This window comes from Psychromonas sp. (assembly GCF_047632955.1).
Lineage (GTDB): Bacteria > Pseudomonadota > Gammaproteobacteria > Enterobacterales > Psychromonadaceae > Psychromonas.
The window spans coordinates 23,596-35,354 of the sequence record NZ_JBLIED010000040.1 but is presented as its reverse complement, the minus strand read 5'-3'; the positions used below and the strand labels follow the sequence as shown (position 1 = coordinate 35,354).

The window sequence follows — 11,759 nt, the reverse complement described above, 5'->3', positions numbered from 1 at the left end:
GTGTAAGTGCAGTAATGTATTGAGCTAACTTGTACTAATTACCCGTGAGGCTTAACCATACAACTCCTAAAAGGTGTTGGACTGACCAAATAAGCGAAGAGTATCAGAGAAGATTATTAATCTTCTCCTTGAAAACTCAAAGTGGGTTAGTGTGTAACCAAGATAAATAAAGATATGCTTGCGAAACATATTTTACAAAGATTTTTGCGAAGAACAAATTAAGTGACTATGCATTCCTTTGCTGCGCATGGGAACGAGGCTTTCCTAATTAACTTTTTATGCTTGGCGACCATAGCATTGTGGTACCACCTGATCCCATTCCGAACTCAGAAGTGAAACGCAATTGCGCCGATGGTAGTGTGGGGTCTCCCCATGTGAGAGTAGGTCATCGCCAAGCGCCTAATTAAAATAGCCCCACTGGTTAGTCCTGGTGGGGTTTTTTTAATTCTGCTGATTTTGTGAATGACCTACTCTCGAGTAGGGCGAGTTTGCCGGCAGGCAAGTGTCACGAGCGGGTGAGCTCTGCGAACCCTGTTCCATCGCCAAGCGCCTAATAAACGATAAATCCCTGTTGACTAACGTCAGCAGGGATTTTTTCGTTTAAGCACTTGTGGTGATGACTCTTAGATGGGGAAAGGTTAAGAGTACCAACGAAGTTGGTTTCATATCATGTGATAGTCGACAGCAAAGTATCATGAGCGGATGAGCTCCGCGAGTCCTGTTCCATCGCCAGCTTCTTGCACAAACTAATCACCCGAACCTCGCACAAGCTAGACAATTAAATCCAGAAAAATCCCTGTTGACTAACATCAGCAGGGATTTTTTTGTTTAAGCGCTTGATGCGATGACTATTCGAACATGGGAATTATAAAAAAGCATGCAGCAGGGCGAGTATCGCTGCAGCGATGGTTCACGAGCGGGTGATACCAAAAGCATTAAATTTATGATCAATTGCTTCAAAGGAAAAATTTAAGCTCGCAAAGCCGTCGGTATGATTTTGAATAGTAAATCTGATTACTTTATAAATGCATTTGCTATGGTGTTATCGGTAGGGTGCATTCTATGCACCGTGGGCAGTGAAAATCGGTGCATAGAATGCACCCTACTAGCTATGCGTTTGTTGTCATGGTTGGTGCTAGTTGGTGCTCAAGAGAGACAGCCATTAAATTTATGACCAATTTTAAATAGTAAATCAGATCACTTTATTAATGCGTTTGGTATAAGCTCTGTGGCCCCCGCTGTTCAGCGGCAGCTGAGTATTACGAACGCGTCAAGCTCAACTTGTCATGATTCCATGATTCCATGATTCCATGATCAAGCATCTCTTTTTATAAAACATATTCTATGCGCATAGGCAGTGATGCATGGCATATTTTAAAATAGCAGAAACAGGGTTAAAATTAAGAAAAATCATTAAATCATTAAATCATTAAATCATTAAATCATTAAATCATTATAGAATACATGAAAATTTTTGTGCTAGTGCTAATCTTATATTGAACCTGTTTAAAAACGATTATAACTGCTTTAGGTATTAATCCTATTTAAGATAGGGGTCTTTACTTTCGATATCAAAATAAATTATTTTTGATATTCAAGCCGTTAGATTAAACGATGATTTTATTTGTTAATTAATAGAGTTAATTGTGAGGACAGCATGAGCTATAAACATATATTAGTTGCGGTTGATTTATCTAAATCCAGTGAGAAGGTGCTCAGCAGAGCGGTCTCGTTAGCTAAAGATACAAACGCTAAACTTTCACTTATTTTCGTTGATGTTGATAATGTCTCTAATATAGGCATCGCAAATTTAGAAATTGCTACACTACCTTCTATTGAAGAGAGAGAAAAGGCATTAAAACAAGACTTGCAGGCCTTAGCTGATCAAGCTGACTATCCGGTTGAAAATGCTATTGTTGTGCTGGGGGATTTTAATCGCAAGGTAAATGCGGCAGTTGAACAAATAGGTGCTGATCTATTGATCTGTGGACATCACCATGATTTTTGGAGTCGGTTATTATCAGCAACACGTAAACTGGTAAATTCGACGGTTACTGATTTATTAATTGTTTATCTCGATAGCTAAGCGGTAAGGCTTGATACTAAGGGTGAAAATAATTAAATATGTGGTCAGTATTGCTATTAACATCAATTATTACGCTATTGTGAGTTCATTTAGTGAAGTCTCAAACGCAGTAAAACTGGCCCCGTGCAGTTTCATTTCGTTGTTGCGGGAATTTAAATGGAAGTCACTATTCCTGCATCTACGCGTCCGGCACTGAAATTGAATGGGGCTATGAACGGAAGTTTATTTAAAATTTACTGTTATCAGATACGTATATGCTGCATTAAGGGAAAGGTTATGGGATATAAACATATATTAGTCGCTGTTCATTTATCAAGCTCAAGCGAATTTATCATTGCTAAGGCTGTTTCACTGGCTAAAGATAGTAATGCTAAAATATCACTTATTTATGTTGATGTAGATTATGCAGATAATTTTACCGGGTTAAGTTATTCAGAGTTTAGTAAATTAGAACCCGTTAGCAAAAGAAGTATTTCATTAGAAAAAGAGTTACAAATATTAGCAGAACATATTGATTATCCGATCGCTAATACTTTATTTGCAACCGGCGATCTAAATAAAAATCTACAGGAAACGGTTAAAGATATTGGTGCTGACTTATTGGTTTGCGGTCATCATCACGACTTTTGGAGTCGTTTACTCTCTTCGGTACGGAAGTTGGCAAACTCATCATGGATAGATTTGTTAATTATCCAATTGTAGTTTGGAGTTAAATTTACCATCTTTTGTTTATAGGAAGCTGTGAATATTATCTGCCTGATTAATATTGATTTTTATACTCATCGGATTAATTTTTTGATCTGTTTTGAATGCGCGATTTCACGTTGAGCCGCCTATGGGTTGCTTTAGAGCTAAAAAAAATCAACAAATTACTCAGATTGACATCCTACCCTCACACACTCATCACTCAGTTTATTTTGTAAATAATATCCTGTTGACCTTGAAATTTTATCCTATGACCCCATTTTATTTTCATCGTTTATACCAAAGTCTTGTTTAGGCTAAATCTGAGAGAAATAGATATTATGGAACATCAACAAAATCATACTTTTAGCGCGGATACCGGCAAACTTCTTAAATTAATGATTCATTCTTTATATTCTAATAAAGAAATATTCCTACGTGAACTTGTCTCTAATGCAGCAGATGCTGCCGACAAGTTACGTTTTAAAGCACTTTCCGACGGTTCTTTATTTGAAAATGACGGTGACTTACGTGTTCGTTTGAGCTTTGATGCAGATCTTAAAACTATTACGGTTAGCGATAATGGTATCGGTATGAGCCGCGATGAAGTTATCGAACATCTGGGTACCATTGCAAAATCAGGCACCAGTGATTTCTTTGAGCAACTTTCCGGCGATCAAGTTAAAGATTCGCAACTGATAGGTCAGTTTGGTGTTGGTTTTTATTCTGCATTTATTGTTGCAGATAAAGTCACTGTTAATACCCGTAAAGCTGGTGAGGCTGCCTCTCAAGGTACCTGCTGGGTTTCTAGTGGTGAGTCAGATTACACCGTTGCAGATATAGACAAAGCTCAACGTGGTACTGAAATTATTCTGCATCTTCGAGATGAAGAAGCTGAATTTTTAAATGACTACAAGTTACGTGGTATTGTTTCTAAATATTCTGATCACATCAGCATTCCTGTTGAAATGTTCAAGGAAGCAACGGCAGAGTCTGAAGGTGCTGACGACGAAAAAGTCCCTGCAACGGAAGCGACTTGGGAAGCCGTCAATAAAGCAACAGCACTTTGGAGTTGTTCTAAGAGCGAACTTAAAGATGAAGAATATCAAGAGTTCTACAAACATATTGCTAATGACTTTGAAGATCCACTAACATGGAGCCATAACAAAGTTGAAGGCGAACAGGCTTATACAAGCCTACTCTATATTCCTAAACGTGCTCCCTATGATCTTTGGAACCGTGAAAAAGCGCATGGTCTGAAATTATATGTCCAACGTGTCTTTATTATGGATGATGCAGAGCAGTTCATGCCAACTTATTTACGTTTTGTAAAAGGTGTGCTTGACTCAAATGATCTACCATTAAACGTTTCTCGTGAAATCTTACAAGATACTCGTGTTACTGCTAAGTTACGCAGCGGATGTACAAAACGTGTTCTTGATATGCTTACCAAGCTTGCTAAAAAAGATGAAGCTGCATATAACCTGTTTTGGAAAGAGTTTGGTCAGGTATTAAAAGAAGGTCCTGCTGAAGATTCGTCAAACAAAGAAAAAATCGGCAAGCTATTCCGTTTCTCTTCAACTCAAACCGATGCAACGGAACAAACCGTTTCTTTAGATGCATACATAAGCCGTATGGTTGAAGGGCAAGATAAGATCTACTACATCACTGCCGATAGCTTTAATGCAGCAAAAAACAGTCCTCATTTAGAAGTGTTACGTGAAAAAGGTATCGAAGTCTTATTACTTTCAGATCGTATCGACGAGTGGTTATTAAGCCATCTACCTGAGTATGACGGCAAAACGTTCACTTCTGTTACCCAGGGCGATCTTGATTTAGCTAAGCTTGACAGTGAAGAAGAGAAAAAAGAACAAGAGAAGCAAGAAACTGAATTTGCCAGCTTTGTTGAACGTGTAAAAACTGTCTTAGGTGATAAAGTTAAAGATGTACGTTTAACGCATCGCTTAACATCAACGCCTTCCTGCATCGTCGCGGATAACGACGATATGAGTACGCAAATGGCTAAATTGATGGCACAAATGGGACAACCTGTTCCCGAGAGTAAACCCGTCTTTGAACTGAATCCTGAACATGTGATGATCGTTAAATTAGCGGATATGGCAGATGAAGAATTATTTGCCCAGTGGTCAGAACTATTACTTGAACAAGCCATTTTATCTGAGAAGGGTAGTTTGGATGATCCGTCTGAGTTTGTCGGCCGCATCAACAAACTGTTGCTTGCTTAATCCAGTCAATTAACCTCTCTTAAAGGCCAACTTATGTTGGTCTTTTTTTTATCTAAACGAAGGTAAAATAAAAATAAGCCTGTTTTGTATATTGAACTCAGATTTAAGATCCTCCCCAATTCGCATTTTCAGCAAGTTTGGACATATCAACTTGAGAAATTGACCTAAAAAGTGTAAATTTCGGTTTCAATTTATTTTATTACAAAGGATGTAAAATGCGCATTATCTTATTAGGTGCTCCAGGTGCTGGAAAAGGTACACAGGCTCAATTTATGATGGACAAATATGACATCCCGCAAATCTCTACGGGTGATATGCTTCGTGCAGCAGCTAAAGCAGGTACCGAACTTGGTTTAAAAGCAAAAGAGCTAATGGACGCAGGGCAGCTTGTTTCTGATGAATTAATTATTGGTTTAGTAAAGGAGCGTATCAGTGCTGAAGACTGCGCTAAAGGTTTTCTGCTTGACGGATTCCCTCGTACTATCCCGCAGGCCGATGCAATGAAAGCGGCTGGTGTTGTTGTCGATTTTGTACTTGAATTTGATGTGCCAGACGGTGAAATCGTTAAACGTATGGCGGGACGTCGTGTCCATGCGGGTTCTGGCCGTACTTACCATATTGCTTACAACCCGCCAAAAGTTGCGGATAAAGATGATCTGACCGGTGATGACCTATCTATTCGTCCCGATGATGAAGAGTCAACCGTGCGTAAACGTCTTGATATTTACCATACTCAAACGGAACCGTTGGTTGCTTATTACAAAAATGAAGCTGACCAGGGTAATGGCGAATATCATAAATTTGATGGCACTAAAACTGTTGATATTATCAGTGCTGAATTAGCCGCTATTCTTGGTTAATTGCATTTGGTAAATAAAAATCAGGGGCATTCAGCCCCTTTTTTATCGCGCCAAAAGCAGAGGTAAAGATGGATAAAAAACACGCCGTGTTGTTAGTTAATTTAGGAACACCAACCTCTGCATCGAAAAAGAGTTTTCGCCAATTCTTAGGTGATTTTTTGTTCGATAAACGAGTTGTGTGGTTTTGGTTGCCATTATTAAACTTTGTTATCTTGCCGCTTAGAATGCCTAGTGTTACCAAACTTTATCAAAAAATCGGGTTTGAAAATGATTCACCTTTGCGTTTTCACTCGGAACAACAAACTAAAAAATTGGCTGCTGTTTTAAAAAATGAGCAAATAGCAATGGATTATGCAATGCCCTATGGTGAGCCGTCCATTAATCGGCAATTAAAAAAATTTACCCAACAGGCTGTTACTCATTTAACCATCTTACCCTTGTACCCGCAGTATTCTGTTTCCACCACCGCGCCTATTTTTGACCAATTAGGGGCAGCAATTAAACAGCTTTTTAATTTTTCCGCTATTCATTTTAGTCATGATTATCATGACCATCCGCTGTATATTAAAGCCTTAGTCAATTCGATTAAATATTCTTAGATTAGCAAAAGAAAGGCCGAGCTGAAGTGCTTATTTTTTCATTTTATGGTATTCCCAAATGTTATGTGAGCTTAGGTGATTTTTATCAAAACATGCGTTACGGACAGTTGAACCGGTGGTAGCTGTGGGGTTAACTGAGCAGCAATATACACTCTGTTATCAATCTCGTGTAGGTCGGGAAGAGTGCTTAAAAACCTATCAAGACATTTCTTTGCCTGAGGTTGCAAAATCAGCTACCAAGTCAGTGGATATTATTAGCCCTGCCTTTTGTTGTGATTGTTTGGAAACATTAGAAGAATTGTCGATTGAAAATAAAGCACTCTTTTTAGATAGTGGCGGTGAACAGTACCATTATATTCCCTGTCTGAATGCGAACGATGAGCATATACAACTGATGGAAGCTTTAGTAAAAAACAAATAAAATTTAGTAACGAGATTAAGGTGAACTGCATTGATGACCAAGAACTTAAAGGTGAGCTGCTGCTCTATTATTTTATTATTCATACTCAGCGCATGTTCGAGTTCTGCCCCCGTTGCCAGTAAATCTCCGAATGTACAGACTCAACCTGAAAAAACACCGCAGGAAGATTTGCCCAGTGTTTTATTAGGTAACGAATTTGATATCTGGGAAGGTACTCCCTATCGCTATGGGGGAGCGAATAAACAGGGTATAGATTGTTCAGCCTTGATCCAAAAAATCTATTTAAGCAGTTTTAATATCAAGCTGCCACGCACTACAGAAAGGCAATCCCGGCAAGGTTACCCCATCAATAAAAATAAATTACAGGTAGGTGATCTGGTGTTTTTCAAAACCAGTTTAACTGAAAATCATGTTGGTATTTTTATTGGTAAAGGTCAGTTTTTACACGCTTCCAGCAGTCAAGGGGTGATGATATCCGCATTAAATAATAGTTATTGGAGATCCAAATATTGGCAGTCCCGGCGCATTCTCAATTGACCAAAACGGTGCTGGCTCAGTCTGTGACGGTCTGTCATTCACTTCTTAATATTCTAATTAAAAATTTTTATCCTGCGCTTTGTCGCCTTCAAAAACCGTTTTCGATTTAGGTTCACAAGATCAGCAACCTGCTGTCATAAATTTAATCATACTCACTCTCGTATCGATCAACGGCAAAAAAAAACGCTATAAAACTTTTAATCAAAAGCCCTTTTTTGTATAAAGACGGCTAATAATTCAAGGTTTTTTAGGGGTATTTTAAGCTCTATTGTGATCAATAAATGAGCAGAGGTGCTAATCTTATTACAGAAAGGCTGAACGTGGAGAAAATGATGAACTATGAGCATATTTTAGTCACCGTTAATTTAACTAAAATTAACCAGGAAGTAATTGATAAAGCGTTATCATTAGCAAAAGCTACGGGCGCTAAAGTTTCATTTATTCATGTGGATATTAGTTGTGTTGATAATGCATCTATTTTAAGGAAGGATGATCGATGCTCTGATGAAGTGTTATCTAAATCCAAAGATGAACTGCAACGGCAGCTACAGGCATTGGCTGAAAGGGCTGATTACCCTATCTCTAATACATTGGTAGTCAGTGGTGGATTGCGTTATAAATTGGAAGAAACTGTGAGGAAAATGGACGTTGACCTTTTGGTTTGTGGGCACCATCATAATTTCTGGAGCCGTATTGTCTCGTCCGTGCGTGAACTAGTGGACACCTCGCCTATAGATTTACTGATCGTTCATCTAAATGACTGATAGTAGCAAATTCATTAATTTCCTGTTCATTTACACAGCTTAAAACAGCACGTTTTAGTCTTTGCGATTAATTTTATAATTCTGCCCACTTGTTATAACAATCTGTTGTTTTTTTACGTTCTGCTGAGGTTAAGACTTATTTTATTGCTGTGTACAAAGTGGATAAGTGAGGGATTGTTGATGCAGATGATTGATTTAAAATTAATATCAATGAGCAGAGCGAGTCCTGCTCATTGAAGATGATTTATTTAAAATTCAGTATGATTAAACCGCATACCAGTAACCGAGATTGACTAAATGCGTAAATAAATTTAGCGCATTTTTATCTTCAATTAACAGATCATATAATTCACTGCCGACCTCATCTTGGTCGCAAAGATGATGCCCTAGCTGGGTAAAACCTTCACAATCAAATTGCTCTCCATTAATAAACAACAATTCCGGGGTTTGTTCAAAATAGACCGCGCGTAATCCACCTAACCTTATAAATTGCGCTCCTTCTTCAAGCTGCTCTAATATAGATTGTGGCGCATGAGGTTGTTCCGGTTCCGCTATATCAAGATCATGCTTAGCTTCGCTTATCATGCGGCCGAACCAGGGCATCAGCATTTCCGGTGTTGCACAATTGGCTAACATAACGCGATGTAATTCATTAAGCTCCTGAGTTTCAATTTTCCCCGGTTTTTCACGTAATAACATTTCCCGATCGCTATAACGTTCGGGTGATTCATTGGTATCAATACAGTAATCGGTAAAACTGCTCAACAGATCATTTTGATCCGGAGCACGAAATCCAACACTGTAATTGATTGATGTTTCTACCGCATAACCTTCATGCGGATAACCGCAGGGAATATACAAGATATCACCGGCTTCAAGTTCGACATCAATAATGGCATCAAAGGGTGCACAATGTTTAAGCGCACCATGGGCTGCAAATTGAGCTAATGCGGTTTTATCACCAACACGCCAATGGCGCTTGCCAACACCTTGGATAATAAATACATCATAATTATCAATATGCGGGCCCACTCCACCCTTTGGCGTAGAGTAGCTGATCATCAGATCATCAATCCGCCAGTTAGGTAAAAAGCGGAAAGGTCGTACTAACTCCTGTGCATCGGGATGCCAGTGGTCCACTGCCTGTACCAACAATGTGGCACCGTCATTTTCCAATTTTTCAAAGCTTGTGAATGGACCGCTTTCTGCCTGCCATTGCCCCTCTTTCTGATAAACAAGGCGACTTTCAAGATCCTCTTCCATTGCCAATCCTGCAATTTCATCGGGCATGATCGGATCTTCAAAGTCAATGAAACCTTGTTTGATAACAGTCGGTTTTTTCTGCCAGTAGGTGTCAAGAAAATCGTTAATATCTAAATTAAGTTCGAACATAGTACCTCGCTAAAAAATTTGCAGCTTACTGTGATGATGCTTATACAAAAAAGGCAACCTCAGGCTGCCTTAATTAAGAGCAAATTGATAAACAATTGCTTTTAGTCTATTAATTTGTCGACTAAGTTGATTGCCTGGCCGATATAATTAGCGGGTGTCATCGCCTTAAGCTCTGCTTTAACGGCATCGGTTAGATCCAGCGTATCGATAAACTTGGCCATACCGGGACCATCAACGCGTTTACCACGGGTTAATTCTTTCAGTTTTTCGTAAGGTTTTTCGATACCGTAGCGACGCATCACGGTTTGGATTGGCTCTGCTAAGACTTCCCAGTTGGCATCCAGATCTTTTAGCATGTTTGCTTCGTTTGCTTCTAACTTGCTGATCCCTTTTAGACTTGCTTCATAGGCAATCACAGAGTAACCGATTGCAACACCTAAGTTACGTAATACCGTGGAATCGGTCAAATCACGCTGCCAGCGAGAAACGGGCAGTTTCGCGGCGAGATGATCAAAAATAGCGTTTGCCAGCCCTAAGTTACCTTCTGAGTTTTCAAAATCAATCGGATTAACTTTATGCGGCATAGTTGAAGAGCCAATTTCACCGGCAATGGTTTTTTGTTTGAAGTGGCCGAGGCAGATGTAACCCCATACGTCACGGTCAAAGTCTAAAAGGATAGTATTAAAACGTGCAATCGCATCAAATAGCTCGGCGATGTAGTCATGTGGTTCGATTTGCGTAGTATAAGGATTGAATGTAACCCCTAAGCTGGTTACAAACTGCTCGGCAAACTCCTGCCAGTTTAGCTCTGGATAAGCACTCAGATGTGCGTTGTAGTTACCCACTGCACCGTTTGTTTTACCTAACATTTCTGTTGCTTCAATTTGTTTTACTTGACGTCGTAAGCGTGCAACAACGTTAGCCATTTCTTTACCCATTGTTGTTGGGGAAGCTGGCTGACCATGGGTACGAGACATCATCGGCATTGCTTTATATTCACGTGCTCTATCGGCGATAGCAGCAATGATTTTATTGCAGTAAGGAAGAATAACGTCTTTTTTAGCGGTAGTGAGCATTAATGCGTGGGAGAGGTTATTAATATCTTCAGAAGTACAGGCAAAGTGGATGAATTCGGAAACCGCATTCAATTCAGCAACATTTGCTACTTTCTCTTTTAAGAAGTACTCAACCGCTTTAACATCATGGTTGGTTGTCGCTTCAATAGCTTTAATACGGGCAGCATCGGCTTCAGTGAATTCCGATACGATAGCATTAAGGTGTGCTTCAGCGTTAGCTGAGAAAGCGGGAACTTCTGCGATACCAGCTGTTGCTGCCAGTTTTTGTAACCAGCGTACTTCAACTTGTACGCGGAATTTGATTAAACCAAATTCACTGAAAATAGTGCGTAAAAGTTGAGTTTTGCTACCGTAGCGGCCATCAACTGGTGATACAGCTGTTAGTCCTGAAAGTTCCATTTGTTGCTCCTAATATTATGCAGTACAGGTTAAGGTCTATTTTTATAAATATGTTCAAACACGGTGTAAATTTTGTTTCGTTTGGTGGATCATAGCCTTACGGGAAAAAATTAGCTGACGACGTTTACCGCCCAGTTGACGCCATAATACGGCGGCACGTACACCGGCTAGTAACAGGGCACGAATTTTATGCTGAGTATGTTCCTGTTGCAGGCAGGAAGGGCTGCCATTGATTTGAATCTTGGGCCCTAAGGTACTGATCAGATCTTTATAAATAGAATCTAAGTTACTCAGTACACTGCTGTCATTAATCTCAAAATGTGCAAGTTGACGCTGAACCTGATTAATTCGTTGACTGAGCAGATTAAGCGTTGCACTGTTATTGCTCAGTTTTTTCTCAAGGCTTATCATTCCGATAATATATTTAGTGACCTGCATGTTGCGGCTACTACTGCTGTTATCCAATTGCTCAATCATGCTTTTAAAGCCAACTTCAAGTACGTCATAACTACCAAAAATATCTATCGGAGAGTCACTTTCAACGCGCATAATTGAATGTAAAGATGCATCAAAGGCAGCCGCATCGGGGCATAATCCTTTGGTGGCTATTTTATCAAGAAGATAAGCTGCCTGGCAGATGGCTGCAAAAGCAAGACAACGTGACTCTATATTGTTAAATGGCATAAATTTTCTCT

Annotated in this window: 11 protein-coding genes and 1 rRNA gene; 9 read left to right on the top strand and 3 right to left on the bottom strand. The window is 39.4% G+C overall.

The genetic code is table 11. The features are described from left to right. The first annotated feature begins 281 nt into the window (after nt 1–281). The 9 genes from rrf to ACJAZP_RS16775 all read left to right on the top strand — a co-directional run bounded on the left by rrf (nt 282) and on the right by ACJAZP_RS16775 (nt 8,197). Nucleotides 282–397 (top strand): 5S ribosomal RNA (gene rrf, locus ACJAZP_RS16815). A gap of 1,260 nt (nt 398–1,657) precedes the next feature. After that, nucleotides 1,658–2,086 carry a universal stress protein gene (locus tag ACJAZP_RS16810; RefSeq protein ID WP_415231899.1) on the top strand — a complete coding sequence of 143 codons (429 nt, stop codon included), beginning with the start codon at nt 1,658–1,660 and terminating at the stop codon, nt 2,084–2,086. Between the two features lie 276 nt (nt 2,087–2,362). Next, nucleotides 2,363–2,788 carry a universal stress protein gene (locus ACJAZP_RS16805; RefSeq protein ID WP_415231898.1) on the top strand — a complete coding sequence of 142 codons (426 nt, stop codon included), beginning with the start codon at nt 2,363–2,365 and terminating at the stop codon, nt 2,786–2,788. A 323-nt stretch (nt 2,789–3,111) separates the two neighbouring features. After that, nucleotides 3,112–5,016: a molecular chaperone HtpG gene (gene htpG, locus ACJAZP_RS16800; RefSeq protein WP_415231897.1), complete on the top strand. Its 1,905-nt coding sequence runs from the start codon at nt 3,112–3,114 to the stop codon at nt 5,014–5,016. 215 nt (nt 5,017–5,231) lie between these two features. Then, entirely contained in the window at nt 5,232–5,876 is a 645-nt protein-coding gene (gene adk, locus ACJAZP_RS16795) for an adenylate kinase (RefSeq protein ID WP_415231896.1), read from the top strand. A gap of 68 nt (nt 5,877–5,944) precedes the next feature. Next, the gene (hemH, locus tag ACJAZP_RS16790; protein ID WP_415231895.1) at nt 5,945–6,475 is read left to right on the top strand and encodes a ferrochelatase; all 531 of its coding nucleotides are present in this window, start codon (nt 5,945–5,947) and stop codon (nt 6,473–6,475) included. A gap of 124 nt (nt 6,476–6,599) precedes the next feature. Further along, complete coding sequence (locus tag ACJAZP_RS16785) at nt 6,600–6,896, top strand: ferrochelatase (protein WP_415231894.1); 297 nt, start codon at nt 6,600–6,602, stop codon at nt 6,894–6,896. A 33-nt stretch (nt 6,897–6,929) separates the two neighbouring features. Then, complete coding sequence (locus ACJAZP_RS16780; protein ID WP_415231893.1) at nt 6,930–7,433, top strand: C40 family peptidase; 504 nt, start codon at nt 6,930–6,932, stop codon at nt 7,431–7,433. Between the two features lie 332 nt (nt 7,434–7,765). Next, nucleotides 7,766–8,197 carry a universal stress protein gene (locus ACJAZP_RS16775; RefSeq protein WP_415231892.1) on the top strand — a complete coding sequence of 144 codons (432 nt, stop codon included), beginning with the start codon at nt 7,766–7,768 and terminating at the stop codon, nt 8,195–8,197. A gap of 264 nt (nt 8,198–8,461) precedes the next feature. On the opposite strand, the gene ACJAZP_RS16770 is transcribed toward ACJAZP_RS16775, so the two are convergent. The 3 genes from ACJAZP_RS16770 to hflD all read right to left on the bottom strand — a co-directional run bounded on the left by ACJAZP_RS16770 (nt 8,462) and on the right by hflD (nt 11,748). Continuing rightward, nucleotides 8,462–9,589, bottom strand: coding sequence for a JmjC domain-containing protein (locus tag ACJAZP_RS16770; RefSeq protein ID WP_415231891.1), 1,128 nt, complete (start codon nt 9,587–9,589; stop codon nt 8,462–8,464). Nucleotides 9,590–9,690: 101 nt separating this feature from the next. Continuing rightward, nucleotides 9,691–11,064 carry an adenylosuccinate lyase gene (gene purB, locus ACJAZP_RS16765; RefSeq protein WP_415231890.1) on the bottom strand — a complete coding sequence of 458 codons (1,374 nt, stop codon included), beginning with the start codon at nt 11,062–11,064 and terminating at the stop codon, nt 9,691–9,693. Nucleotides 11,065–11,118: 54 nt separating this feature from the next. Continuing rightward, nucleotides 11,119–11,748 carry a high frequency lysogenization protein HflD gene (hflD, locus tag ACJAZP_RS16760; protein WP_415231889.1) on the bottom strand — a complete coding sequence of 210 codons (630 nt, stop codon included), beginning with the start codon at nt 11,746–11,748 and terminating at the stop codon, nt 11,119–11,121. Nucleotides 11,749–11,759: the final 11 nt, after the last annotated feature.

What these genes read in the sequence shown, in the direction of transcription:
- ACJAZP_RS16810 (WP_415231899.1), top strand. Translation starts at nt 1,658, where the DNA reads ATGAGCTATAAACATATATTAGTTGCGGTTGATTTATCTAAATCCAGT.
- ACJAZP_RS16805 (WP_415231898.1), top strand. Translation starts at nt 2,363, where the DNA reads ATGGGATATAAACATATATTAGTCGCTGTTCATTTATCAAGCTCAAGC.
- htpG (WP_415231897.1), top strand. Translation starts at nt 3,112, where the DNA reads ATGGAACATCAACAAAATCATACTTTTAGCGCGGATACCGGCAAACTT.
- adk (WP_415231896.1), top strand. Translation starts at nt 5,232, where the DNA reads ATGCGCATTATCTTATTAGGTGCTCCAGGTGCTGGAAAAGGTACACAG.
- hemH (WP_415231895.1), top strand. Translation starts at nt 5,945, where the DNA reads ATGGATAAAAAACACGCCGTGTTGTTAGTTAATTTAGGAACACCAACC.
- ACJAZP_RS16780 (WP_415231893.1), top strand. Translation starts at nt 6,930, where the DNA reads ATGACCAAGAACTTAAAGGTGAGCTGCTGCTCTATTATTTTATTATTC.
- ACJAZP_RS16775 (WP_415231892.1), top strand. Translation starts at nt 7,766, where the DNA reads ATGAACTATGAGCATATTTTAGTCACCGTTAATTTAACTAAAATTAAC.
- ACJAZP_RS16770 (WP_415231891.1), bottom strand. Translation starts at nt 9,589, where the DNA reads ATGTTCGAACTTAATTTAGATATTAACGATTTTCTTGACACCTACTGG.
- purB (WP_415231890.1), bottom strand. Translation starts at nt 11,064, where the DNA reads ATGGAACTTTCAGGACTAACAGCTGTATCACCAGTTGATGGCCGCTAC.
- hflD (WP_415231889.1), bottom strand. Translation starts at nt 11,748, where the DNA reads ATGCCATTTAACAATATAGAGTCACGTTGTCTTGCTTTTGCAGCCATC.